This window comes from Pseudoalteromonas sp. APC 3355 (genome assembly GCF_030407615.1).
In the GTDB taxonomy this organism is placed as follows: Bacteria; Pseudomonadota; Gammaproteobacteria; order Enterobacterales; family Alteromonadaceae; genus Pseudoalteromonas; species Pseudoalteromonas distincta.
In genome coordinates this window covers 26,854-52,610 of sequence record NZ_JASDDB010000008.1, presented here as the reverse complement: position 1 = coordinate 52,610, position 25,757 = coordinate 26,854, and the positions used below count along the sequence as shown (strand labels likewise).

Genomic DNA, 25,757 nt, shown 5'->3' with positions numbered 1-25,757 from the left:
TTACAAACAACGCCCTCTTAGTTGTACACTCAAATCTCGCCATAAAACATCATTAACTTCATGCTTGTTGTCGCAATACTTACGATCTTTTAGCTCTTGATTTAATAATTCAACTGCTTGGTCTTCTAGCTGTAACTTCAGAATGCTCGATTCTTCAAAATGCTCTTTCTCTATATACTGCTTAACCTCACCACGACTTGGTCTCTTATTAGGACCACGGTCTAAGTTAAAGTTTTCACGATGCTTAGCTTTTACCGAAACAACATAAGCAAAAAGCTTATTACCTTGCTCATCTTGTTTTTCGTGAAACTGTTTATTATTTATTTCAAAAGGCGGCTCATCATTTGAGGCACAGCCAGCGAGTAAAACCATAAGCGCTAGAACACATTTTTTCATTGTTTTTTATCGTTTTAGTTTTGAATTAAGCCGAGTCTAACAAAAATTGACGTAAACAGTGAAAATTTACGAAAAAATACTTGACCAAATTTATAAAAAAACTTAAAGTTCGTCCCGCTTGGAACTCAGCAGTCAAGCAGTTACATTATATGTAACTTAGGAATGTGGGGCTATAGCTCAGCTGGGAGAGCGCCTGCCTTGCACGCAGGAGGTCAGCAGTTCGATCCTGCTTAGCTCCACCACTTTCCTACTCCTTTTCAAATTCGTTCTACTCTTCTATTTTTCCATTATTTTTATTATTTTTTGACATCCTAATATTCTAATTTTTCATTCTATATAATTTTAAATCTATCCATTCAACTTGTGTCTTTACAAGTTCTTAGCTATACATAATGTCACACATTAGTACTTTAGGCTTAACATGGACAACCCTAAGCGTTCAACGCTAAAAAAGCTAGCTGCAATAGGTTTAACAGCTGGTGCAATAACACATGCGCCTTATGTTTTTGCCCGAAAAAAAGTCACATTAAGAGTGCTTGGTACGCATGTAACACTCCAAGAGGCTATCCGCAAGCAAGCGATGAGTGACTTGGGTATTAATATAGAATTTACTCCCGCAGGCAGCGCTGCTGTTTTGCAAAAGGCATCAATGGACCCTAGCTCCTTTGATTTATACGAACAATGGTCAGACAGCATTAATGTGCTTTGGGATGCAGGTTCCATTCAGCCAATAGAAAAAAAACGACTCACCTACTTTAACGAGATAAATCCACTTACTAAAACGGGAAAACTAACCGAAACTGCAAGTATTGGTGCAGGTGATGCCCCCTATAAATTATTAAATGTTCAACCCGATGGCACATTAAGCGCACAAGAAAGCGATCATCTTAGCTTTTTACCTTATGTGCATAATGTTGACTCTTTTGGTTACAACACCGACTTTATTAAGCCCGGTATAGCATACGAAACAGAAAGCTGGAGTTGGCTGCTTGATGACGAGAACAGAGGTAAAGTAGCTATTGTAAATGCGCCTACCATTGGATTATTTGACCTAGCCCTAGCAGCGCAAAGTAAAGGACTTATAAAATTTAACAATATAGGTGCAATGACCCGCCCAGAACTTGATAGATTGTTTAGTATATTACTCGACTTTAAACGCCAAGGTCACTTTAGTGGCTATTGGAATTCGGTTCCTGAGTCGATTGAATTTATGAAAAGTAAACGAGTCCATATAGAAAGTATGTTTTCGCCTGCCGTGTCTGCATTAAACAGCCAAAATATTAATGTACGATTTGCCGCACCAAAAGAAGGCTACCGAGGCTGGCATGGTGTTATGTGCTTATCGTCACAAATACAAAGTAGCGCAAAAGATGCTGCGTACGATTATATGAATTGGTGGCTTTCAGGCTGGCCTGGTGCATTTATTGCTCGCCAAGGTTATTACATTAGCAACCCGCAGCGCTCTAAACTACTCCTATCTCAGTCTGAATGGGATTACTGGTACGGTGGAAAAGCAACAAACATAGATTTATTAAATACCAATGGCGATGTAGCAGTAAAAGCAGGTGGGCAACGTAATGGCGGTAGTTACCATAAACGCTTTAGTAATGTAGCAGTGTGGAATACAGTTATGCCAACCTATGACTACAGCCTGCAAAAATGGTATGAGTTGATTAGCCGATAATGATAATAAACTCAATTAAATCAAAAATAATATTAGCTCTGTGTTCGCTGATTGGATTACTTTTTTTACAGAGCTATTTGTTTAACTATTCGCAAACGTCTTTACTTAACTTGCAAAAATCGCAACATAACGCACTTATTCAAAGTGAAGCTGTAACTAATTTAGAAAACGATATTATCTCCTTGCAAGCGCATGCGGTCTCATTTATTGACAATGCAAATGAAACTACGATTACCAAATTTAATTTTTATTTAAATAAGGCAAACTTAAATCTTGAGCAGCTAAAAACAAACACTCTAAACCTGACCCCTGAGTATCAAAATTCACTAATACGCCTTGGCGAATATTTAAATAATTACCAAGATACATTTGGCCAAGTTGTCATAAACAGACAAAAACGCGAACACCTTTACACCACTCAGTTCAAAAAACCTATTGATGACTTACAAGTAACAATTATTGATTTAGAAGAGTCTTCAAACAATGACAATAAAGTTATTTTTAACGATGTTTTACTCACAATAAGTAATTTAAAGCACGCTGCTGTAAGCTACCTTTATAAGCCTAACTTTGATGAAGCGCAAAATGTAAAACAAAACCTAGATTACTTACATAAAAAACTAACGAGCACGTCTGTAATAAATGAGTCCTTCTCCAATAAAACAATAAGCTTAAAACAAGCTTATAACAAACTTGTATTGCTAACCCGCAGCTACACTTTTTCTGTAAATGTAGTGCTAACTGGCATAGAAAACGAATTGCTGTATTTAACTAATAAAATTAAAAATATAGAAAAAAATAAACTAACCGAAACAGAAGAGCTACTAAGTAGCCACTTAACAAAAAATACAGAACAGGCAAATATATTTGCCGTTTTAATTATGTTAATCATTTTATTGTTAAGCTACTTTATTTTTAGATCGGTTATAAAACCGATTACCCAGCTCACTTTATTACTTAAAGACATGAATAACGAAAAGCCAGTAACTATTTCAAATACCAGCCAAAATCAAACTGAAATAGCATCGGTAATAAAAGCAGCCAACGCTTTATATTTAAAAAATAAGCAAACCAAAGAGCTACTCAATGAAACCCGCGTATTAAATTCCCAAATGGAAGCAATGAATGCCGACTTGACGAGCGCTATGGAGCAAACCGATAAAGCCAATAAAACAAAAATAGATTTTGTAGCCAATATGAGTCATGAACTTCGCACTCCAATGAATGGCATATTAGGTATGTTGCAGCTATTACAAAGCAGTGAGCTTCCCTCAAGGCAAAAACATTACGCAGATAAAGCTTTTTCAAGTGCTCAAAATTTATTGCAGATTTTAAATAATATTCTGGATTTTTCTAAACTTGAATCGGAAAAAGTCCAGTTAGAGCAAATCCCTTTTACCTTACATACTATTGTTTCTAACGTTCAAAATTTATTCTCAACAAATGCCAAGCAAAAAGGCTTGCTACTAAATTTTACTTTACACGTTGATGCAGGACTTGAACTTATTGGCGACCCAATGCACTTAAGCCAAATAATAAATAACTGTGTAGGTAACGCAATTAAGTTTACTGAGCATGGTGAAATATCATTAATTATAGAAGCGACATCTCAACACGAAAAAACAATAAACCTTCGCTTTAGTATAAAAGACACGGGTATTGGAATGACTGAAGAGCAATCAAAAATTATATTCCAGTCTTTCTCGCAAGGTGATTCAAGCACAACAAGAAAGTATGGTGGGACCGGTTTAGGACTCACTATAAGCAAACAATTAACTAAATTGCTAGGCGGAGATATACAAGTAAGGAGCACGATTAATCAAGGTAGCGAGTTTTTCTTTACTCTACCCTTTACTTTATCTGAGCAACAAAAGCTTAAAAAACACGCCTTATTAATTAGCCCCGATAATGAGCAAATTAAAAAATTAATGGACTTACTAAGTGATATAAATATAACGACAGAAACAACACAAGAACCATTAAGAGCCATTGCAAAAATGTCTCAGCCTAGTAGCCCATTTAGTATTGTAATAATGTCGATAGAAAAAAAAGAGCTCAACGATAACTTCATTTTACAACAACTGTACGCTCAAAATAAAAACGTTAATGAAAAATTGAAACTTATTTTATTAATTACCGATGAAGAGTCTCCAGAACCAATTGCAAAAAATGAAAATATCGACGTTATAATTATTGGTAATAAAAATAGTGAAGTAGAAATTTTAAGAGCACTCTCACCAAATAATTTTAAAGAAAAGCAATTAAAGCCCCATCCTAGATTCTCGGGTTTTAATGCATTAGTTGTTGACGATAATAAAATTAACCAAGAAATAGCCTCAGCCCTTTTAGCAAGACTAGATATGACCGTGAACATTGCTGACAATGGACGTGACGCATTAGATAAAATAGAGACGAATGACATCGATATTATTTTTATGGATGTTCAAATGCCAGTTATGGACGGACTAGAAGCAACAAGCATATTAAGAGAGCGAGGCTACAAAACTCCTATAATTGCTATTACGGCAGCCGCAGACCCTAATGATAAAAAAGCAGCATTTAGAGCCGGTATGGATGACTTTTTAGTAAAACCGATTATTTTTGATTCACTTTACGAAAGCATAGAAAAGCATCTGCAAAGTAATGAACCTCTGAGCACTATAAACCTGCCATTAGCAAAAGAAAACCTAGAAAACAATGACAAATTGTTAACTAAATTATTTACTCAGTTTGTTAACGATTACAATGACTTTTCGACTAAAGCTGATATATTAATCAAAAATAGAGAGTTAGAAAGCTTAATTCGACTAGTACATACACTCAAAGGACTGGCCGGCACATTAGGCTTTGAGCTACTGCAACAAAGCGCGCAAAATGTTGAGAAAAGCTTAATAGATAAGAAAAGTATTAACTTATCTCATTTTAACGAACAATTAACACTTACACTTTTTGCTGTAAAACAATTTTTGATAGCTGATAACTTTAAAAAAGAACATATACAGCAACATGAGCTAAAAAACGAAGACTCGGTTATCGATAATATATACTCATTAGCATTAACGGCTCGCCCCGTACCTAGCAGTTTGGTTAGGCAGCTAGAAATGAATCAATATGAGAGAGGCCACTCTCTATTTAAGCTCAAAGAAGCAATTGATCATTTTAACTATGCGTTAGTAATAGAGCTGATTGATAAATATAGAAACGATAATAAAAATTAGGCATAACCACTAACCTGAACTAGATTTAATATTGCAAAGAACGCAAAGAAGGATAGATAGTGCATTCAAATTATCTTGCAAACAGTAATGGATTAACCACAGAGAAAAAGCATAAACCTTTAATTCTTATTGTTGATGACGAACCTAGTAATTTACACGTATTAGTTGAAGGACTTTTAACTGACTACGATGTACGTATTTCGACAAGTGGTGAGCAAGCATTAGTATTTGTTGAGTCAACTCGCCCTGACTTGATTTTATTAGACATAATGATGCCAGGCATGGACGGCTACGAAGTATGCAATATACTCAAGGCGAAACAAAATACCAAAGGCATCCCCGTCATATTTGTAACAGCGCTTACCGAAGAAGAGTCTGAAGAAAAAGGCTTCGCGATGGGCGCAATTGATTACATACATAAGCCTTACAAACTAGCTCTAGTTAGAGCACGCATTCGCACTCATATTACAGCGCAAGGCATGCTAGACAGGTTAATAGAAAAAAACTTTGACCTGCACGACAAACTACTCGAAATAGAATCGCTAATACAAGAGCTAAGCCAGCGTGAAGAAGAATTAAAAGAACTCTCATCAAAACAAAAGTTATTTTACCAAGCCCTAACGGGAACCGCCGATGGTGTTGTTATTACCGATAGTAATGGCAAAATTATTGCTGTAAACCCTTCATTTTGTCGTATAACCGGTTACTGTGAATCAGACTCACTGCAAATGCAGTTGCACGATATTAAACAAAATAACCATCCTAGTATTAGCTTTGACCAAGTATGGGAACATGCAAATCAAGCAGGCTATTGGAGTGGAGAACTTGTAACTAGACGAAAAAATGGCGAGCTTTACCCTGAGCTACTAACGCTCAGTATGGTAAAAGGTGAGCAAGATACTAACGTGCACTATATTGGTGTATTTAGTGATATTTCGAGCGTTAAAGTAACCCAAGAAAGAATTCATTACCTTACATGGCATGATGAACTTACGGGTTTACCAAACCGAAATGGGTTTTTAAAGCAGTTAGAGCAGCAACTTCAGGTTTATAGTACCGAAAATAGTTATGCCTATATTTATATTATTGATATAGACAGCTTCCACTCAATTAATGATGGATTAGGCTTACTCGCTGGCGATAATATTTTAAAAGAATTAACTAAACGAATTCATTCTAAGGTGAGTAAAAAAGATGTTATTGCTCGCTTAGGCAGTGATGAGTTTGCAGTGCTGTGTACAGTTGAAAAAGGTGTGGGCAGAACTAGAGCTCAAGCTATGGCTGAAAATAAAGCCCAAGAGCTACTTATAGGTATAAACCATCCATTTAAAGTGGATGAGCAAGAGGTTAGCTTAACGGTCAGTATTGGTACGTATATTTTTCCACGAGAAGATCAATGGGAAAGCGCTATTGAGACTATTCGTAACTGTGAAGCGGCCTGTTACAAAGCAAAAGAGAAAGGCGGCAATAGAGTTACCTTTTTTGATACTTCATTTGGCGAGCAAGCAAAACGCCGCTTTGAAATAGAACAAGATTTACGTAAAGCTATTTCTAATAATGAGCTATCGCTATATTTACAATCCCAATTTGATCGAAACCAAACCCTTAAGGGCGCAGAGGTTTTATTAAGATGGGAGCACCCTCAAAAAGGCTTTATAAGCCCTGGTGAGTTTATATCTATAGCGGAAGAGTCAGACATAATTTATGATTTAGATTGCTGGGTAACTTCAAATGCACTTGAAATACTAACGCAACTTAGTAAAACCCACCCTGAGTTAAACTTATCAATTAATATAAGTGGCAGGCACTTTCATGAAGCGCGTTTTTTAAACTTTATTAGCCAACAGATAAAGCAACATAACATTAATCCTCAACAACTCACTATTGAGATAATTGAAGGTACGTTACTTAATCATATGGAAGCGGCTATTGAAGCTGTTCACTTTCTCAAGAAGCTAGGTATTAGAGTATCAATCGATGACTTTGGTACTGGATACTCGAGCTTAACCTACCTAAAACAATTACCAATACAAGAACTTAAAATTGATCGTTCTTTTGTTTTAGAGGCACCTACCGATAACAACGATAAACTAATTATTGATATGATTGTAAGCTTAGGTCGTTTATTTGAACTCGAGATAGTTGCTGAAGGCGTAGAGAACCAGTCCCACTTTGATTTACTACAGGAGTATCCTGAGGTTATTCTGCAAGGCTATTATTTACACAGACCTGAACCTGCAAGTGATTGGTTTAAAAAGTTAAAGTAACTGTAGAGTGATTTATAAACTAAAAAGCCGAGCATGAATATGCTCGGCTTTTTATGGACTTAATTTTTGCGGTTACTCGCGAACTTGGCCAACTCCATTAACTAAATACTTTTCGGTCGTTAGTGACTCAAGCCCCATAGGACCGTATGCATGTAGCTTAGATGTCGCTATTCCAATCTCTGCGCCTAGGCCCAATTGTGAGCCATCAGAAAAACGAGACGATGCGTTAACCATTACTACAGAAGCATCAACACTACGTTGGAATAACTCTGCAGCTGCTTCATTTTTAGTACAAATTACTTCTGTATGGTTTGAACCAAACTGTGCAATGTGTTCAACCGCTGCCGTAAAGTTTGGAACAACGCGAATAGCGATTTCTAAGTCTAGGTACTCTTCACCAAACTCGTTATCGGCTAGGACTGTTGCGTTATCAAAGTATTTAGCTGCAAAGCTGTCAGCATTTATTTTTACACCTTCTTGGCGTAATACAACTGCACACAGATTTAAAAACTCATCTGCCACATCTTGATGCACAACTAAGCCTTCTAGTGCATTACAAACACCGGTACGCTGCGTTTTACCATTAAGCAGTAAGTTAAGCGCAATTTCTAGGTCGGCATCTTTATCTACATATAGATGACAAACGCCTTTGTAATGCTGAATTACTGGGATCGTGCTGTTTTCAGTAACAAAGTTAATTAAACCCTCGCCGCCGCGTGGAATGATTAAATCAATGCTTTCGCGTTGCTGCATCAGTTCCATTAACAGCGCACGGTCTGGATCTGGAATCACTGAAATAAGTGATACCGGTAAGTTGTGCTTCTCAAGTACGCTGTGCATTACACTTGCGATAGCTTGTGAACTTCTAAGTGCTTCTTTGCCGCCACGTAAAATTACGCCATTACCTGATTTAAAACATAATGCACCAGCGTCTGCTGTCACATTCGGGCGTGCTTCGTAAATCATACATACAACGCCAAGAGGTACTCGCATTTTGCGAATTTTAATACCATTTGGGCGCTCAGTAATATCACGCAGCTGACCAACAGGATCATCAAGGCTTACGATTACTTCAATACCTTGTGCCATTGCTTCAATACGCTCATCATTTAACGTTAAGCGGTCGATCATTGAGGCTGCTAAGTTATTGTCGCGTGCTGCGCTTAAATCACTTTCATTTTCTTTTATTATAAATGCTTTTTGCTCTCTTAGTGCCGCTGCCATTTCAACTAATACTTGGTTTTTAGTCTCGGTATCGAGTAAAGCAAGTGTATGTGCAGCTTTAGCTGCCTGACGTGAAATGTCCGTAATTAAACTCATGACTTCTCCAATAATGCGATATGTTTTTCAGATATAACTGGTCCAATTGAATCCTGCATTTTTTCGCTGAATTCACTCTGCTCGTTGTCTGCAATAAAGTTTAACAAACAGCTACTATAATTTGCGGTCGCTTTAGCTAAACGCGTACCATCTTCACTACGTACTAAAATGGTATCACCCACGGCAAATTCACCGTGAACTTCCATGATTTCGTCACCACGAATACATCCACTTTCACCTTCAAGAGATTCATCAAATGATCCATCAACAACAACTTCACCTTGCTCATTTGCTGTATGTGTCATCCAATGAATAGAGTCCTGCATCGGTTTTTCGTACGGTAAAAATACACTACCTGGGTTTTCCCCAGCTAGCAGTTTTGTAAATGTTTCTTCTTTAAAGCCATTTATAATATAAGTCGCTATACCATGTGACGTTGCTTTTTCAGCCGCTTCTATTTTAGTTTTCATACCACCAGTACCTACCGCACTTGTAGCACATCCTGCCATAGCATAAATAGATTCATCAATTGATTTTATTTCAGGCAGTAATACCGCATCGTCATGTAAGTTAGGGTTTTTATCATATAGCCCATCTACGTCTGAGAATATTAATAAAGCATCGGCATCGGCAGCTGCTGCGACCATTGCTGATAAGTTATCGTTGTCACCTACTCGTAAATCGTCGGTTGTTACGGCATCGTTTTCATTAATGATAGGAAGTACACCATGTTCAAGTAAAGTGAACACGGTTTCACGGATGCTCTGGTAACGCTCCCGGTCACGTAAATCGCCATGCGTTAATAATAGCTGCGCAGATGGAAAGTCAAAAAAGCGGTCCCACATGGCAATCATTTCTGTTTGACCTGCTGCCGCCATTGCTTTTTTCATTACCACAGAGCGTGGTTTGTCTGATGGGAATAAATGCGCGCCAGCAGCTACAGAACCCGATGATACTAAAATCACCTCGATTCCACGGGCACGACAACGAACAATGAACTGTGCGATGGTTAATATGTAACGCGAACGGCAGCCATCTTGATCTGGTGCAATTAATGCACTACCTACTTTAAGTACGATACGTCGCCAATTTAACTTTTGCATAAATGCTCAACTTTCCATTTTATCTGCGCTCACCTTAATTAGGCGAGCTAAAACTAAGTAGCTAGGTTTAAAACATAGCTTCGAATTTGTCTTTCATTTAGGCAACACTTTTTTTACACACACGCGAAAACCATATCTAAAACAATAAGCTTAGATTTAAGGTTAAGTATAAAGTAGCAACAACCCAATAATATTGAGCAGCACTAATCAAAAAATTTAAAAGTGTTGTTTATGCATCGCTGTAAAAAGCTGTGTGTGGCTTTTTTATTAACAACATACATAGAGCCTCTAAAGTCTGATACACCAACAGATAGGGTGAAGACCAAAGGACCGAGATTTAACCGCCACGATGGGGGTTAAACATTGAAAGTAATAGTTCAACTCAAACCTTTATTTACTTAAATAATTAAATAAACTTGTTTAGCAAAACCATACCAAGAGTTCGGCAAATGAAATTATGTAGTGTTCGAATACTAGTAACACCACTAATGCATGATTATAAAGATTAAAAATGACGTTAAGATTAACAAACCACTTTTACTTCCAATAAACTTCATTAGATAACTAATTATTAGAACACGAAGCATATTACACTAAATACCCCTTAAAAATCAAGGTTAAAATTCGAGCGAAGCTAATTCCTTCTCGTTTGTGGTGTTAGATTGTTATTAAAATTCAACAAATTAAACAATTAATACCGCTTAAAATAAGGCGGCTTTACACGCGCAAAATAATTTAAGCCTACTAATCTTCTATAAGCAGCTAAAATTGATTAGTAATATTTGAATTTCCCGTGTATACCCCTGTATTAATAATTAACAAAAGTTATACTTTCTAAACAAACCGTCATAAATAAGGAATTCTTAATCTATGTCAGCAATTTACATAGCCGGTATCGCACTTTGCTCTGTGCTTGCCCAATGGGTCGCGTGGGCTTTTAGAGTGCCCGCTATTCTTTTCTTATTGCTTACTGGTCTTTTACTTGGGCCATTTAGTGGTGTTTTAGACCCTGATGCATTGTTAGGTGATTTACTGTTTCCAGTTGTATCACTAAGCGTTGCCATCATTTTATTTGAAGGATCCTTAACTCTGCATTTCAGAGAGCTCAAAGGAATCGGAAAAGTTGTAAGGAACCTTTGCTCCATCGGCATGCTTACTACCTGTATTATTATTAGTCTCAGCGCCTATTGGTTACTTGAACTTAATTGGCGTGTAGCTGCGGTATTAGGTGCAGTGCTAGTTGTAACAGGCCCTACTGTTATAGCACCGCTATTAAACTCAATGCGCCCAACACAAGACATTGACCGCATACTTCGATGGGAAGGTATTGTAATAGACCCGATCGGCGCATTATTCGCTGTATTAGTATTTGAAGCCGTAATGCTGGTAGGCCAAGGCGAAGTATTTAGCCACACTATTATTGCTTTAGTTAAAACCCTCGGTGTTGGATTAAGTATTGGTGTTGCTGCTGGTTGGTTAACAACACTATTAATGCGCCGCGAATGGCTACCATTTGAATTACATAAGTTTGGTATATTGGCATTAGTACTCATTAGTTTTTCTGTATCAAACTATTTAAGCCATGAATCGGGCCTATTAGCAGTGACTGTATTTGGTATTTGGCTTGCTAACCAAGACGATTTAGAAATAGATTCTGTACTTGAGTTCAAAGAAGACTTGTCGATGATATTAATATCAACGCTGTTTATTTTACTTGCAGCACGCTTACAGCTCTCTGATTTAATGATGCTCGACAGCGATGTATTTATATTTTTAGCTATCGTGCTTTTTGTTGCTCGTCCACTGTGTATTGCTATTTCGACCTTTGGTACTGATTTACCAATGAAGTCTCGTTTGGTACTTGCCTGGATAGCTCCACGAGGTATAGTCGCCGCAGCCGTTGGGTCGGTATTTGCGCTTAGTATGATGGAGTCTGGTGTTGCTGATGCTGAAAAAATGGTACCTCTTATATTTACAGTAATTATAATTACCGTTGTACTACAGAGCTTAACCGCCATTCCTGTTGCCAAGCTATTAGGTGTACGCCAACCATCGCCAAATACAATATTAATTATTGGTGCAAACCATGTATCGCGTGCAATCGGCCGAGGCTTACAAGAGCAAAACATTCCGGTTCACCTGTCAGATCCTGCATGGGAAAACTGCAGAATGGCACGTATGGATGGTTTAGCTTGTTATTATGGTAACCCGCAATCAGAGCATGCTGAACGCTACTTACCTCTAACAACGATTCGTAGTGTATTAGCGTTATCGCCAAATCGTCATCATAATGCGTTAGGTGTTCAATACTTTTCTCATTTACTTAATGAAAAAAATGTATTTTCGCTACGCTCATCAACGTCGCATGCAAAAGCAAATAAAGACAGCGCAACGTTTTTATCTAGACAAATACTGTTTGGAGACGAAGGCTCGTATGCACGTTTAAGCAGTATTATAGCTAAAGGCGGTAAGGTTAGTTCAACACGTATCTCGGATGAGTTTAGCTGGGAACAATACTTAGAAATGAACCCTGAGGCTATCCCTTTATTTATTCTCAAAGGTGATAAAGACAGTGATGACGATACACCAATTAAGCTAAGACCGTTTACAATCAACATGGAAAAACCGCCGCAAGAAGGCGAACGCGTTGTTGCTTTACAGCCGCCTAAAATGTCAGTTTTAAAAGACCCGCAAACAAAGGCTAAAGAAGACAGTTAAATACTTTTACAAACTGTAAAAACTAAAAAACCCTAACTTAAAAAGTTAGGGTTTTGTTTTTAAAAGCCATTAAATAGGAAGGCGAGCTCGAGCAACCACACTATCTGGCATTTTTTGCGCTAACTTAGTCAGCGCTCGCTCAATTTTTCTATGAGTCGCTTTATCTGCCACCATAGAATTGAATAGCCAACGATAGGCATCTTCAAAATCACGCGGGCTGCCATAACCATCATTAAATAATTTAACTAAACGTAGCTGTGCTTTTAAATTGCCTTGCGACGAGGCTTCACGCAAATACGTAATTGCCATTGCTTTATCTTGCTGAACTAAGCGACCAGTGTCGTAGTATCGTCCCAATTGCTCTAGCGCTGCCGCTAAGCCTTGCTCAGCTGCTTTTCGCATGTAATACACACCTAACTCTACATTGCGATCAACGCACACGTTATAAGCCAGCATATCGCCGTATAAAAATTGATAAGACGGCAATGCCATTTTATTGGCTCGTGCTTCTATATCTTGCACCAACTGGCAATCATCTGCCTTTACGCGCGCTAAATGCGTATTTTTATTTATTAACGCAATTAGCTCTGATTCTGTATACAGCGGCACAGCAGCAGGGCTTTCTGTAGCTAAGCTGTTGGTTGCTATAAATAAAGACAGCGGTATTAACGAAAGCCTTAGTACGCAATTACGATTAAATAAACGCATGTTCACCACTTATATAAATAAACTTATTAAATAATATACAAAGATCGTTCCAAGGTGAATTTTAGACACAAAAAAAGCTGCACGAAGCAGCTTTTTTTAATCTAATGGTAATTACGCAAACGGATTGCGAAGCACCATAGTTTCTACACGGTCAGGACCTGTAGAAATAATATCAATTGGAACACCCGTAATTTCTTCAATACGTTTGATGTAGTCAATCGCAGCTTTTGGTAAACCGTCAAGACTCGTTACACCAACAGTGTTTTCTGACCAACCTGGCATTTCTTCGTATACTGGTGTTACTTTATCGTAACCTTCAGCCGCTAATGGTGTTACGTTAGTAACTGTGCCATCTTCAAGCTTGTAACCAGTACAGATTTTAAGTGTTTCTAAGCCATCTAAAACATCAAGCTTAGTTAAACAAAAACCTGAAATACTATTGATTTGAACTGCACGGCGCATAGCCACTGCATCTAACCAACCAGTACGACGAAGTCGACCTGTTGTAGCGCCAAACTCATGGCCTTTATCACCTAGGTGCTTACCAACTGGATCTTGTTTATCAAGACCGTCGTAAAGCTCTGTAGGGAAAGGACCTGAACCAACACGCGTCGTGTACGCTTTAATAATACCTAAAACGTAATCAAGGTTTAATGGACCAAAACCTGCACCAGTCGCAACGCCACCAGCGGTAGTGTTTGAAGATGTTACATAAGGGTAAGTACCGTGATCTATATCAAGTAACGTACCTTGTGCACCTTCAAATAAAATGTTTTCGCCTGCTAAACGCGTTTGATCTAAAAGCTCAGTTACATCTACAACCATTGCTTTTAAGATATCAGCAACAGCCATTGCATCATCAAACGTTTTTTGGAAATCTACAGCATCTACTTTGTAGTAGTTAACTAAAGTGAAGTTGTGGTACTCAAGCACTTCTTTTAATTTAGCTGCAAATACTTCAGGATTAAATAAATCGCCTACGCGTAAACCACGACGTGCTACTTTATCTTCGTACGCAGGACCGATTCCACGGCCAGTTGTACCAATAGGCTTATCGCCACGAGCTGTTTCGCGGGCTACATCTAATGCAACATGGAAAGGCAAGATTAGCGGACATGCTTCACTTATTAAAAGACGCTCGCGTACTGGTACGCCGCGCTCTTCAAGCATGCCAATTTCCCTCATTAGCGCTTCTGGTGATAAAACTACACCATTACCAATCACACATTTAACATTGTCACGTAATACACCCGATGGAATAAGGTGTAGAACCGTCTTTTCACCTTCGATAACTAAAGTATGACCCGCATTGTGGCCACCTTGATAACGAACTACTAAAGATGCTTTGTCTGTAAGGAGATCAACTACCTTACCCTTTCCTTCGTCACCCCATTGGGTGCCTAATACAACAACGTTTTTACCCATCGTAAATTCACTTAGAGAAAATTAGGACGAGATTTTACCAGAAAACTAAAGTAAAGATCACCCCTGTTCAGCTTATTTTTTCTGCGGGCAATTGTTATATCCAAATATTGACCAATAACCACATAAATAACAGTGATTTAACGCACTAGTTTGTATTTAACAAAAAGCCCCGCAAATGCGAGGCTTTTTAACTTTTAAATAATTAACGTAAAGTCTATTGAGCTTTAGCGCCTTTCATATATTGGAAGAAGTCGCTATCTGGTGAAAGCACCATAACATCTTGCTTATCTTTAAAAGTCTTTTTGTAAGCTTCAAGCGAACGTACAAAACTAAAGAACTCAGGGTCTTTGTTGTACGCATTAGCATAAATGCCTGCAGCATCAGCATCGCCTTGACCACGTACAGAACGTGCATTACGCTCAGCATCAGCAAGCATTACAGTTACTCGACGGTCAACTCCCGCACGAATAGTCTCTGCTTTTTCCTGACCTTCAGAGCGGTGCTCTTTTGCAACCGCAGTACGCTCAGCGCGCATACGTTGGTAAATAGAGCTACTCACTTCTTGTGGTAGGTTGATTTGCTTAACACGTACGTCTAGTACTTCAATACCTAGCTCACGTGCACTTTCAGAAGCTTGTACTAACGCTTCTTCCATCAACTCGCTACGCTCACCTGATACAATTTCGCGAATTGTACGTGTACCAAAGTTTGTACGAAGACCATTGTTTACTTTTTGCTTAAGTAGCGTTTCAGCATATTGCTTATCGCCACGAGCACGTAAGTAAAAAGCACTAAAGTCATTAACGCGCCATTTTACAAACGAATCAACAATTAAGTCTTTTTTCTCGCTAGTAACAAAGCGATCTGGCGCACCATCTAGCGTTTGAATACGTGCATCAATACGACGTACTTGGCTAAAAAATGGTACTTTAAATTGTAGGCCTGGGCCATATACAATCGCTTTATCGTCGCTATCTTTTTGTACTTTACTAAATAACATTACAATTGCTTTTTGCCCTTCAGGTACAACAAATACCGATGAGAAAGACATAACAATGGCAGCTAATAGTATTACTAAACTAAAGTTTTTCATTATGATTATCTCCCATCATTGAAGCGGTCGTTGTTAAAGCGGTCATTGCCACTATTAACAGAGCTATTACGCGACGTATTAACTTTATTACGTAAGTCTTGAATATCACTTGAACTTGGAAGTGCAACTCGTGTTGCTGTCCCTTGCTTGTCCATGATTTTATCAAGAGGTAAATACATCATGTTATTACCGCCTTTAACATCAACCAATATTTTAGAACTACTCCCTAACACTTCTTCCATTGCATCAATGTATAAGCGCTCACGAGTAACTTCTTTAGCTGCTTGATATTCCGGTAAAAGCTTTTCAAAGCGAGCTACCTCACCTTGCGCTTCCAATGTAATGCGCTCTTGATAACCTTCCGCTTCTTGAGTCATACGCGTTACTTGACCACGAGCACGCGGTTCAATTTCACGAGCATATGCTTCTGCTTCACGGATGAAACGTTCTTCATCTTCTTGTGCAGCAATTGCATCATCAAATGCATCTTTAACTTCAGTTGGTGGACGAGAGTCTTTAAAGTTTACGTCAGTAACAATTAAACCTAAGTTATATGGTTCGATAATCTTATTAAGCTCATCCCATGTATTTTGACGAACAACCTCACGGCCATTAGTTAATACTTGGTCCATTTTTGCATGGCCCACAACATAACGCAGTGCACTGTCTAGCGCTTCTTCTAAGCTACTATCAGCGTTAGTTACGCTAAATTCATAAAGATATGGGTCAATAACACGGTATTGCACCTGAAACTCTACGCTCACTACGTTTTCGTCTTCAGTAAGCATAAAACCAGAAGCCGATAATGAACGAACTGCTTCAATATCTACTGGGATTACCGTTTCGATGAAAGTCATTTTCCAACGCAAACCAGGATCAGCAATTCGGTCATATTTACCAAATTGTAGAACCACACCACGCTCGGCTTCTTTAACCGTATAAATACCACTTAACGCCCATACAATAACGGCGATAATAAGTATGAATGAAATACCGGCTCCGCCAAGTCCACCGCCGCTACCATTGCCGGATTTTTTCCCGCCAAATAAGCCGCTGAACTTGTTACTAAACTTGCGGAACACCTCGTCTAAATCAGGTGGGCCTTGATCACGTCCGCCTTTATTATTCCACGGATCTTTGTCATTGCCATTATTACCCGGTTCATTCCAGGCCATAGCTATACTCCATTGTTATCTAAATAAATTAGGAAATTGTGTTAAATCTAACAAATCTACCGCGTTTCTCATACTAAAACCGACATTAAAACGTCAATTTTTAATTACGGTTGATAAAACCAGCAATTTCAGGACCAAATTCTTTAATTAAACGATTCCACTCAACCATTGGCATTCTAACATCTAACAGCCAATTACCTTGCTCATCAAATTGCTCTTCATGCACTGCATTTAAACTGAACAATGCAGCTCTTAAGCGACCGTACAATGGCGTAAGAAATAATGTTTCGTTAAACATCTTCTTAGCTAGTAGCTCACTAATAGCCTCGCTAAGTAATTCACACCCTTCACCAGTCTGAGCGCTAAGCCATACTCTTATAGGTTGGCCTTCGTCGTCTCGATCAATACGTGGGCTGACGTTATCCAGCGCATCAATTTTATTATAAATTAATAGCTGTGGTACTTCATCGGCCTCAATTTCTTTAAGCACCGATTGTACTTGTTCAATATTTTCTTGCAGACGTGAGTCTGCTGCATCAATTACATGTAACTGCAAATCAGCTTCGCGAGTTTCAGTAAGCGTTGCTTTAAAAGCAGCAACTAAGTCATGTGGTAGGTGCCGAATAAAGCCCACTGTATCAGCTAAGATAACAGGGCCAACATCACCTAACTCAAGCTTACGTAGAGTCGGGTCAAGCGTGGCAAACAACTGATCGGCCGCGTATACATCTGAATTTGTAATTCGATTAAATAATGTAGATTTACCCGCATTGGTATAACCAACTAACGAAACTGTAGGTATTTCGTTGCGAGTACGAGCTCGCCTACCTTGTTCACGTTGCACTGCAACTTTAGCTAAACGTGCACGAATATTTTGGATACGGGCGCGAAGTAATCTTCTGTCAGTTTCAAGTTGAGTTTCACCAGGACCACGTAAACCAATCCCGCCTTTTTGACGTTCAAGGTGAGTCCAGCCTCGAATTAATCGAGTCGACATATGGCGAAGTTGAGCCAATTCAACTTGCAGCTTACCCTCGTGGGTACGTGCGCGCTGGGCAAAAATATCAAGAATTAGCGTCGTTCTATCAAGCACACGACATTGACAAACGCGCTCTAAATTACGCTCTTGTGATGGCCTGAGTTGATGATTAAAAATTACGACATCTGCTTTGTGGATTTTGACAATCTCAGCTATTTCTTCTGCTTTACCGGTACCGACGAATAGTTTCGGATGTGGTGCTTGACGGCTGCCTTGCACAACCGCCAAACTACTAACACCAGCAGAAGATACCAACATTTCTAACTCATGAAGATCTTCACGATCTCCTTCTTTAGGCAAGTCGATATGAACTAAAATTGCCTGTTCGCCGGATTCATAGCGGTCAAACAAACATTATGCTCCTAATTAAAAGTTTCCAGCTTCTGCCTCTTCAGTATCATCACTTCCTTGAACTGCTTGGAAGTTAACTGCGCGAGCAGGGACAACTGTAGAAATTGCATGCTTATAAACCATTTGATTTACGGTGTTCTCTAGTAAAATAACAAATTGGTCAAATGACTGAATTTTGCCTTGTAATTTTATGCCATTTACCAAAAAGATTGATACTGGAATGCGCTCACGTCGTAGTGCATTCAAAAATGGGTCTTGTAACGATTGGCCTTTTGCCATGTTATTGTTCCTTCGTTCTAGGTGTTATTATAATTAAGTGGCTGAACTTATTTGATAAAAAACAATATTCAACTACTACTAGCTTAGCGAACTTACTACACGATGCAAGTTTTCTTCGTCGCCTGTTGTTAACCAAGTAACATCAGGCCAACTACGAAGCCACGTTAACTGCCGTTTTGCCAGCTGACGTGTTGCTGCGATGCCACGAAAAACCATTTCATCATGGTTTGTTTCACCCGCAAGGTAATCCCACATTTGTCTATAACCAACACAACGAATAGAAGGCATATTGGGGTGTAAATCCTTACGTAGATATAGGGTCGAAACTTCATTTTCAAACCCCTGATCAATCATTATTTTAAACCTTTCTTCAATTCGGCGGTGTAATTCACTGCGTTCTTGCGGTGCAATCGCAAATTGATGAAAAGTATAAGGTAAAGCCGGCTGTTTTTGCATTTGCAACTCAGTCATGGTCTTACCAGTTAACCTGTAAACCTCTAAAGCTCGATTAATTCTTTGTGAATCATTTTCACTTATTTTTTCGGCTGCTTTTGGGTCAACTTTAACTAATTCTTTATATAAATGAGGCCAGCCAAATTCTTTCGCTTGCGCTTCTAACTCTGCTCTTATCTCTGTATCTGCTTCAGGTAAAGGCGATAAACCATCAATTAAAGATTTGAAGTACAGCATTGTACCTCCAACCAATACAGGCACTTTACCTTGTCTGTGAAATTCGTCAATTTTTTGCACTGCATCGCGCCTAAAATCTGCAACTGAATACGTTTCACTCGGGTCAAGTAGATCAATTAAATGATGCGGAGCTTTGGCTAATTCTTCCGCATCAGGTTTTGCTGTACCAATGTCCATACCTTTATACACTAGCGCTGAATCTACGCTGATTATTTCTGTATTTAAATGCTCGCACAGCGAGATTGCCAATGCTGTTTTACCTGCTGCAGTTGGACCCATTAAAAATATAACTGGTAAATTACTCAACACTGATACCTTAATCTAATTGCGTTAAATAGTGATTTAGCTCTATTTTAACTGCTTTTTTACGCAAGCGTTCAATAGTTTGTGGATTATTTTGTAAGCGCATTTGTTGCGCTAAAAATACATTGCTTAAATAAAATCGGGTCGGCACGCATTTCATTTGCCATTCTAACCAATTCTCTATATTTTCAAGTTTTGCTTTACACGCATCAAGTAGCTCACCTAACGCTGCACTTACGTCAAGTAAATATAAACACGCTGGCAATTTTTTAACCATTACAAATTGTTTTTCTATTACAAGTTCAAAACCAAGTAAGGTAAACCACGATTGCTGGGATTCTATAAGTAAGCAATCTTCTTTTTCTAAGTTTACTCGCACTGGTAACAAAAGGGCTTTCCCTTCTAAACTTCCGAACTCTTTAATTTGATTATGCCAATCATCAATTAATGCATATTTAAAATGTGAGCAATACAATTGCTGCTCTTCACTAAAGACACACACTCCTTCACTAACACTTATAATAGAAACAGCTTTTAAGACATTATCCACAGATACGGACTGGTGTGGTGCAGCAGATATATTGGCTGCATTATCAAAATGCGCGGCGTGTTGCTCACTCACTCCTTGATAAAACGCATTTACGTCATGATGGCTCGTACTTGGTGCTGCACGGTATGCACCGCCAACACTTCTAGTACCTGAGGACGAACTTGAGCTACCAGTACTTCCAGAGTAAGAGGGCTGTAATTGCGATTTAGGGTAATCAAACACTCCTTCGCTTTCTATATTATTAGCACTGCTATGCGTTGACTCAATGAACGCTGGCGTGAATTCTGCTTCTGTGCTCGCTGATTCGTTAGTGAATTCGCCTTGCAATGGCACGACTACCTGCTTAATAGCTTGCAATATAAAATCATGAATTAATCGCCCTTGATGAAAACGCACTTCATGCTTAGCAGGGTGAACATTTACATCAACCTGTCGTGGGTCAATATCAATATAAATAACAAACCCTGGTAGCTCTTGCGTCCCACTTACCTCTTCAAACGCTTGGCGTATCGCATGCAAAATAAGCTTATCGCGCATCATGCGATTATTCACATAAGTGTACTGAGTCGTATTAGCTGAGCCGACAGGCAGCACCCAACCATGCAACTGTAAACCGCCTTCTCCTGATTGAATATGCAAACCTTGCTCGGCAAAGGCCTTACCTGCAACTTGTGCTACGCGTGTTATAGCCTGAGAGGGATCAGTTTTGGCACGATACTGCCTTACTACTTTTTCGTTGTGAGTTAGTGTAATAGAAACATCAAAGCGACTAAGCGCAATACGCTTTATCAACTCATCAATATGGCTAAATTCAGTTTTTTCGGTGCGTAAAAATTTACGACGTGCTGGAGTATTAAAAAATAAATCTTTTACTTCAATGGTTGTGCCATCGGGATGCGCTACAGGTTTTACTTGAACGGCCATGTCGCGGCCTTCTGCAAAAGCTTGCCAAGCTGCTTCTTGCTCTTTTGGTTTTGAGCTCAGCGTTAAACGCGACACAGAACTAATTGACGCAAGTGCTTCCCCTCTAAAGCCAAGTGAGCAAATGTTTTCAAGGTCATCAAGTGATTTTAATTTACTTGTCGCGTGGCGAGAAAGTGCGAGCGTTAGCTCATCTTTACTTATCCCTGCGCCATTATCACGAATACGAATAAGTTTGTGGCCGCCGCGCTCAATATCAATTTGAATACGCGTTGCGCCAGCATCTAAGCTATTTTCAACAAGCTCTTTTACTACCGACGCTGGGCGCTCAACCACTTCGCCTGCGGCAATTTGGTTGGCTAAACGCGCGGGTAATATTTCAATATTCATGAGACTTCCTAGCAAGCATTGCGCTAATAATAATGACTAACTTTGAGGTATATCGAGCTCTTGCCCAATAAATAAGGTATTAGAACTAAGCTTATTAACTTGTTTTAATTTATTGACTGTAACGCCATAGCGACTCGCTAACATACTTAAAGATTCACCGGGGCGTACTTTATGCTTTGTTGGATATTGCGACTTTAATTTAGCAAATAACGAATCATCCGGCGGATTTTTCAAATAATAATTTTTAATTGAAGTAAATATCGCTTTAGCTAAACGCTCTTGATGATTAGGGCTTTTAAGTAGCTTTTCTTCTCGCGGGTTAGATATAAACCCTGTTTCTACCAAAATAGATGGAATATCTGGTGATTTTAGTACTGCAAGGCTCGCATGCTGGGGATCTTTTTTATGCAGTTTGGCAACCTTACGAAGCTCTTTAACCACTTCATCAGCTACATTTAAGCCAGTTTTCATTGAGTGGTCCATCGACATATCAAGCAACGCTTGTGCTAGATATTTTTCATTGGCGGCATCTTTCATTACATCAGCAGCGCCACCTAAAAGCTCGGAGTGTTTTTCTTTATCTTCTATCCATTTACCTATTTCTGAATTAGCACGTCTTAATGATAAAACCCACACAGAGGCACCATTTGGCCCAGGGCTTGTAAATGCATCAGCATGAATAGAAACAAAAAAATCTGCCTTTTTTTCACGGGCTCGATTAGTACGGGTATTTAATTTTACAAAATAGTCACCGCTTCGTACCATGCGCGAAATCATGCCACGTTCGCCATCAATCATGCGCTCTAAACGTTTCGCAATTTGCAGTGTAACTGTTTTTTCGTAGGTGCCTGATGGCCCAATTGAACCAGGATCTTCGCCGCCATGCCCCGCATCAATTGCAATAACAATGTCGCGCTCTTGGCTTAGTTGACGGTTTTTAGCGGCTGTTTGAGCAGGAGAAACAACTGTAGTAGCTTGGCTTTTATTGTATAAATCAACAACGAGTCTATTTTTATAAGGGCCTGTAGGTGCGAGGGCAAATACCACTGGCTTTATTGGCGCACTTAATTCAAATACTAAACGTACGCTTTGTTTATTTTTAGGTTTTGAGTAACGTAATTTGCTTACTATTTGATGTTTCGGGGGCACACCTGGCAATGTTTTTAACTCGCTAGTATTTTCTAAATCAATCACTAGGCGGCTAGGGTTTTTAAGCATGAAATAGCTAAAGTCGGGCTTATCATTTAAATCAAATACCACGCGCGTACTATCTGGAGACGGCCATACACGCACACTATTGATTATGTTTTTAGCCCATAGCGGCAAGCTTATGGTGATAACCATAAGATAAATAAAAAGTTTAACTACACCTCGACTCATTGGATAATTACTGCCTTAACTATATTATTATTGATTATTTAGTTTTTCGACAATTGCTATACCGCGCTCACTCGCACTATTTATAACAATTTTACGTTCGTTACCCACATAGCTTAGAGTAATATCTAAATCAGGCACAGGAATAAATTCACCACCCTTTTCAGGCCATTCAACAACACAAATTGCGTCTGCTGAGAAATAATCGCGTATTCCCATGTATTCGAGTTCTTCAGGATCACCTAAGCGGTATAAGTCAAAATGATAAACATTTGCACGCTCAAGCTCATAAGGTTCTACTAGTGTATAGGTCGGGCTTTTAACCTTACCTGTATGGCCAAAGCCTTGCACTACACCTCGTGTAAACGTTGTTTTACCAGCACCTAAATCACCATGTAAATAAATAACCGCACCTTGCTCTATAATATCAGCAACGCGATTACCCATTGCAACCGTGGCAATCTCATCAGTTAAATGAAATTCAAAACTACGCGTCATTATTACCTCAAAAATTCATTCAAAAGCGCATATTTGCTAATCATACCAGAATATTCATTTAAGGCGATAAATTGAGGTTTTAGACATAAAAAAACCACACAAGCGAATGATTAAAGTTATATTTGAATATCTATTTTCGATACCTTAAAACTGTAACATTGAAATAAAGTAAGAGAAAAGCAGCACAACGGCTTATATGCCTATAGCAAGTATTAAAGTTACTGAGATATGTAAGCTTATAATCAAATTTTTGTGATTCACCCACTAGTTCTGACACCAAAAATATATAACAACAACGGAGTTGATGACACAAACCAGAAAACTACCCTGCATGCTTTTGTATTTCTGATAAAAAGATAATACCAACTAACTTCGCGTCTTTAGTTTTAATAGTTTTCATAAAATAATACCAATTCGCTTAATTAAGTGATCTATTTTGAGGCTGGAAAAACGTGTTGATAGGTAGGCAGAAATTCGCTATTTAGTTGTTCTAAATGAGCATTTTTTAAAGCAGGTAGCGACACGTTTAGCCCCGCAAAATGATTAAGTATTATTGCGGATTGGTATAAGTCCTAAATGTATAAACACGTTTCAGGACAAGGCAGTTCCAGAAAACAAAAAGCCCCGGCTAATGCCAGGGCTTTTTTACAAAACTAACTTAATTAAAAATTAAGCTTGTTTTGGACTAGAAATAACGTCTACTAAAGTCCAAGATTTATTCTTAGAAATTGGTGCGCATTCACGGATAGTAACTACGTCACCCGCTTTTGCTGTGTTATTTTCGTCATGTACGTGTAACTTAGTCGTACGTTTAATGAATTTCCCATAGATTGGGTGCTTCACATAACGTGCGATAGCGATAGTGAAAGATTTTTCCATCTTGTCGCTGATTACACGGCCTTGAAGAGTACGAATTTTATCGCTCATTATTGACCTGCCTTCTGGTTAATAACTGTTTTTACACGCGCGATATCGCGGCGTACTGTTCTTAGCGTGTGTGTCTGAGCTAACTGACCAGTGCTAGCTTGCATGCGCATATTAAATTGCTCACGAAGTAGTCCTAGAAGTTCAGCATTAAGCTCTTCTACGCTTTTATCTTTTAGTTCGCTAGCTTTCATCACATTACCGTCCGAGTTACGAAAGTTGTTTTGAATGGCAGTTTACGAGCAGCAAGGTCAAACGCTTCACGAGCAAGCTCTTCTGAAACACCTTCCATTTCGTAAAGTACTTTACCAGGCTGAATTTCAGCAACCCAATATTCAACAGAACCTTTACCTTTACCCATACGAACTTCAAGAGGTTTTTCTGTAATCGGTTTGTCAGGGAAGACACGAATCCAGATTTTACCTTGACGTTTCACGTGACGCGTCATAGCACGACGAGCTGCTTCGATTTGACGAGCAGTCATACGGCCACGGCCAGTTGCTTTCAATCCGAAAGTACCGAAGCTTACTTTGTTACCGTTTTGCGCTAAACCGCGGTTGCGGCCTTTGTGCATTTTACGGAATTTTGTACGTTTTGGCTGTAACATTACTCGCTACCTCTACTTAGCACTTTTCTTGGCTTTCTTTGGTGCGCGTTTAGCTGGCTTCTCTTGCTCTTGTACTAGTGGTAAACCACCAATAACTTCGCCTTTGAAGATCCAAACTTTAACACCAATGATACCATAAGTGGTTAAGGCTTCAGAAGTTGCGTAATCGATATCAGCACGAAGAGTATGTAGAGGTACACGACCTTCACGATACCATTCTGAACGTGCGATTTCAGCGCCGCCAAGACGACCGCTAACTTCAACTTTAATCCCTTTAGAACCGATGCGCATTGCATTTTGTACCGAACGCTTCATAGCGCGACGGAACATAACACGACGTTCTAGTTGAGAGGCAATGCCGTCTGCTACTAGTTGTGCATCTAGTTCTGGTTTACGTACTTCAGAGATATTAATCTGAGCAGGTACACCAGCGATTTTAGTTACCGCTTGACGTAATTTTTCTACGTCTTCGCCTTTTTTACCGATAACAACACCCGGACGAGCCGTGTGGATTGTTACTCGGATTGATTTTGCTGGACGCTCAATAACGATTTTAGACACAGAAGCCGTTTTCAATTCCTTAGTAAGGAATGTACGAACTTTGTGATCGCCAAAAAGCTGTGCAGAGAAATCTTTTGAACTCGCGTACCAGGTAGAAACCCAAGGTTTAGATATACCTAGGCGAATACCAGTAGGATGAACTTTTTGTCCCATTACTTAT

At 39.0% G+C, this 25,757-nt stretch carries 21 protein-coding genes and 1 tRNA gene; 5 read left to right on the top strand and 17 right to left on the bottom strand.

The window, feature by feature from the left end; translation table 11 throughout:
- Positions 1-396 (bottom strand): hypothetical protein, encoded by a 396-nt coding sequence (locus tag QMA08_RS11595; protein ID WP_002957870.1) that lies wholly within the window; start codon positions 394-396, stop codon positions 1-3.
- A gap of 166 nt (positions 397-562) precedes the next feature.
- On the opposite strand from QMA08_RS11595, the gene QMA08_RS11590 reads away from it, so the two are divergent.
- The 4 genes from QMA08_RS11590 to QMA08_RS11575 all read left to right on the top strand — a co-directional run bounded on the left by QMA08_RS11590 (position 563) and on the right by QMA08_RS11575 (position 7,565).
- Positions 563-638 (top strand) — tRNA-Ala (locus tag QMA08_RS11590).
- A gap of 179 nt (positions 639-817) precedes the next feature.
- Positions 818-2,080: an extracellular solute-binding protein gene (locus QMA08_RS11585; protein ID WP_290174554.1), complete on the top strand. Its 1,263-nt coding sequence runs from the start codon at positions 818-820 to the stop codon at positions 2,078-2,080.
- A complete protein-coding gene (locus QMA08_RS11580) occupies positions 2,080-5,298 on the top strand; it encodes a response regulator (RefSeq protein WP_290174553.1) in 3,219 nt (1,072 codons plus the stop codon). The genes QMA08_RS11585 and QMA08_RS11580 overlap by 1 nt, the downstream gene beginning before the upstream one ends.
- A 59-nt stretch (positions 5,299-5,357) precedes the next feature.
- A complete protein-coding gene (locus QMA08_RS11575) occupies positions 5,358-7,565 on the top strand; it encodes an EAL domain-containing protein (protein WP_290174552.1) in 2,208 nt (735 codons plus the stop codon).
- A gap of 72 nt (positions 7,566-7,637) precedes the next feature.
- On the opposite strand, the gene QMA08_RS11570 is transcribed toward QMA08_RS11575, so the two are convergent.
- Positions 7,638-8,885: a glutamate-5-semialdehyde dehydrogenase gene (locus QMA08_RS11570; RefSeq protein ID WP_149603296.1), complete on the bottom strand. Its 1,248-nt coding sequence runs from the start codon at positions 8,883-8,885 to the stop codon at positions 7,638-7,640.
- A complete protein-coding gene (gene proB / locus QMA08_RS11565) occupies positions 8,882-9,988 on the bottom strand; it encodes a glutamate 5-kinase (RefSeq protein ID WP_002957876.1) in 1,107 nt (368 codons plus the stop codon). Before proB ends, QMA08_RS11570 begins: the two co-directional genes overlap by 4 nt.
- A gap of 870 nt (positions 9,989-10,858) precedes the next feature.
- On the opposite strand from proB, the gene QMA08_RS11560 reads away from it, so the two are divergent.
- The gene (locus QMA08_RS11560) at positions 10,859-12,706 is read left to right on the top strand and encodes a sodium:proton antiporter (protein WP_002957877.1); all 1,848 of its coding nucleotides are present in this window, start codon (positions 10,859-10,861) and stop codon (positions 12,704-12,706) included.
- Positions 12,707-12,775: 69 nt separating this feature from the next.
- On the opposite strand, the gene QMA08_RS11555 is transcribed toward QMA08_RS11560, so the two are convergent.
- From QMA08_RS11555 to rpsC, 14 genes are all read right to left on the bottom strand, one after another.
- Positions 12,776-13,414 (bottom strand): SEL1-like repeat protein, encoded by a 639-nt coding sequence (locus tag QMA08_RS11555; protein WP_039489024.1) that lies wholly within the window; start codon positions 13,412-13,414, stop codon positions 12,776-12,778.
- Positions 13,415-13,525: 111 nt separating this feature from the next.
- On the bottom strand, positions 13,526-14,839 hold the full coding sequence (locus QMA08_RS11550; RefSeq protein ID WP_024597266.1) for an adenylosuccinate synthase: 1,314 nt from the start codon (positions 14,837-14,839) through the stop codon (positions 13,526-13,528).
- A 214-nt stretch (positions 14,840-15,053) separates the two neighbouring features.
- Positions 15,054-15,932 carry a protease modulator HflC gene (hflC, locus tag QMA08_RS11545; RefSeq protein WP_002957880.1) on the bottom strand — a complete coding sequence of 293 codons (879 nt, stop codon included), beginning with the start codon at positions 15,930-15,932 and terminating at the stop codon, positions 15,054-15,056.
- Between the two features lie 5 nt (positions 15,933-15,937).
- On the bottom strand, positions 15,938-17,107 hold the full coding sequence (gene hflK / locus QMA08_RS11540; protein WP_002957881.1) for an FtsH protease activity modulator HflK: 1,170 nt from the start codon (positions 17,105-17,107) through the stop codon (positions 15,938-15,940).
- A 100-nt stretch (positions 17,108-17,207) separates the two neighbouring features.
- Positions 17,208-18,497, bottom strand: coding sequence for a ribosome rescue GTPase HflX (hflX, locus tag QMA08_RS11535; protein WP_024597267.1), 1,290 nt, complete (start codon positions 18,495-18,497; stop codon positions 17,208-17,210).
- 15 nt (positions 18,498-18,512) lie between these two features.
- Positions 18,513-18,776 (bottom strand): RNA chaperone Hfq, encoded by a 264-nt coding sequence (hfq, locus tag QMA08_RS11530; RefSeq protein WP_002957883.1) that lies wholly within the window; start codon positions 18,774-18,776, stop codon positions 18,513-18,515.
- 78 nt (positions 18,777-18,854) lie between these two features.
- Complete coding sequence (miaA, locus tag QMA08_RS11525) at positions 18,855-19,772, bottom strand: tRNA (adenosine(37)-N6)-dimethylallyltransferase MiaA (RefSeq protein ID WP_002957884.1); 918 nt, start codon at positions 19,770-19,772, stop codon at positions 18,855-18,857.
- A gap of 10 nt (positions 19,773-19,782) precedes the next feature.
- A complete protein-coding gene (mutL, locus tag QMA08_RS11520; protein WP_272451097.1) occupies positions 19,783-21,630 on the bottom strand; it encodes a DNA mismatch repair endonuclease MutL in 1,848 nt (615 codons plus the stop codon).
- Between the two features lie 36 nt (positions 21,631-21,666).
- Entirely contained in the window at positions 21,667-23,010 is a 1,344-nt protein-coding gene (locus QMA08_RS11515) for an N-acetylmuramoyl-L-alanine amidase (protein WP_290174551.1), read from the bottom strand.
- A 27-nt stretch (positions 23,011-23,037) separates the two neighbouring features.
- Positions 23,038-23,505 (bottom strand): tRNA (adenosine(37)-N6)-threonylcarbamoyltransferase complex ATPase subunit type 1 TsaE, encoded by a 468-nt coding sequence (tsaE, locus tag QMA08_RS11510; RefSeq protein WP_002957887.1) that lies wholly within the window; start codon positions 23,503-23,505, stop codon positions 23,038-23,040.
- Between the two features lie 669 nt (positions 23,506-24,174).
- A complete protein-coding gene (rpsQ, locus tag QMA08_RS11505) occupies positions 24,175-24,432 on the bottom strand; it encodes a 30S ribosomal protein S17 (protein WP_002957888.1) in 258 nt (85 codons plus the stop codon).
- On the bottom strand, positions 24,432-24,623 hold the full coding sequence (rpmC, locus tag QMA08_RS11500) for a 50S ribosomal protein L29 (RefSeq protein ID WP_002957889.1): 192 nt from the start codon (positions 24,621-24,623) through the stop codon (positions 24,432-24,434). Before rpmC ends, rpsQ begins: the two co-directional genes overlap by 1 nt.
- The gene (gene rplP, locus QMA08_RS11495) at positions 24,623-25,036 is read right to left on the bottom strand and encodes a 50S ribosomal protein L16 (protein WP_002957890.1); all 414 of its coding nucleotides are present in this window, start codon (positions 25,034-25,036) and stop codon (positions 24,623-24,625) included. The genes rpmC and rplP overlap by 1 nt, the downstream gene beginning before the upstream one ends.
- A gap of 12 nt (positions 25,037-25,048) precedes the next feature.
- Positions 25,049-25,750, bottom strand: coding sequence for a 30S ribosomal protein S3 (gene rpsC, locus QMA08_RS11490; protein ID WP_002957891.1), 702 nt, complete (start codon positions 25,748-25,750; stop codon positions 25,049-25,051).
- Positions 25,751-25,757: the final 7 nt, after the last annotated feature.

Excerpts from the sequence above, each read along its gene's own strand:
- QMA08_RS11595 (WP_002957870.1), bottom strand. The coding sequence starts at position 396 with ATGAAAAAATGTGTTCTAGCGCTTATGGTTTTACTCGCTGGCTGTGCC.
- QMA08_RS11585 (WP_290174554.1), top strand. The coding sequence starts at position 818 with ATGGACAACCCTAAGCGTTCAACGCTAAAAAAGCTAGCTGCAATAGGT.
- QMA08_RS11580 (WP_290174553.1), top strand. The coding sequence starts at position 2,080 with ATGATAATAAACTCAATTAAATCAAAAATAATATTAGCTCTGTGTTCG.
- QMA08_RS11570 (WP_149603296.1), bottom strand. The coding sequence starts at position 8,885 with ATGAGTTTAATTACGGACATTTCACGTCAGGCAGCTAAAGCTGCACAT.
- proB (WP_002957876.1), bottom strand. The coding sequence starts at position 9,988 with ATGCAAAAGTTAAATTGGCGACGTATCGTACTTAAAGTAGGTAGTGCA.
- QMA08_RS11560 (WP_002957877.1), top strand. The coding sequence starts at position 10,859 with ATGTCAGCAATTTACATAGCCGGTATCGCACTTTGCTCTGTGCTTGCC.
- QMA08_RS11555 (WP_039489024.1), bottom strand. The coding sequence starts at position 13,414 with ATGCGTTTATTTAATCGTAATTGCGTACTAAGGCTTTCGTTAATACCG.
- QMA08_RS11550 (WP_024597266.1), bottom strand. The coding sequence starts at position 14,839 with ATGGGTAAAAACGTTGTTGTATTAGGCACCCAATGGGGTGACGAAGGA.
- hflC (WP_002957880.1), bottom strand. The coding sequence starts at position 15,932 with ATGAAAAACTTTAGTTTAGTAATACTATTAGCTGCCATTGTTATGTCT.
- hflK (WP_002957881.1), bottom strand. The coding sequence starts at position 17,107 with ATGGCCTGGAATGAACCGGGTAATAATGGCAATGACAAAGATCCGTGG.
- hfq (WP_002957883.1), bottom strand. The coding sequence starts at position 18,776 with ATGGCAAAAGGCCAATCGTTACAAGACCCATTTTTGAATGCACTACGA.
- mutL (WP_272451097.1), bottom strand. The coding sequence starts at position 21,630 with ATGAATATTGAAATATTACCCGCGCGTTTAGCCAACCAAATTGCCGCA.
- QMA08_RS11515 (WP_290174551.1), bottom strand. The coding sequence starts at position 23,010 with ATGAGTCGAGGTGTAGTTAAACTTTTTATTTATCTTATGGTTATCACC.
- tsaE (WP_002957887.1), bottom strand. The coding sequence starts at position 23,505 with ATGACGCGTAGTTTTGAATTTCATTTAACTGATGAGATTGCCACGGTT.
- rpsQ (WP_002957888.1), bottom strand. The coding sequence starts at position 24,432 with ATGAGCGATAAAATTCGTACTCTTCAAGGCCGTGTAATCAGCGACAAG.
- rpmC (WP_002957889.1), bottom strand. The coding sequence starts at position 24,623 with ATGAAAGCTAGCGAACTAAAAGATAAAAGCGTAGAAGAGCTTAATGCT.
- rplP (WP_002957890.1), bottom strand. The coding sequence starts at position 25,036 with ATGTTACAGCCAAAACGTACAAAATTCCGTAAAATGCACAAAGGCCGC.
- rpsC (WP_002957891.1), bottom strand. The coding sequence starts at position 25,750 with ATGGGACAAAAAGTTCATCCTACTGGTATTCGCCTAGGTATATCTAAA.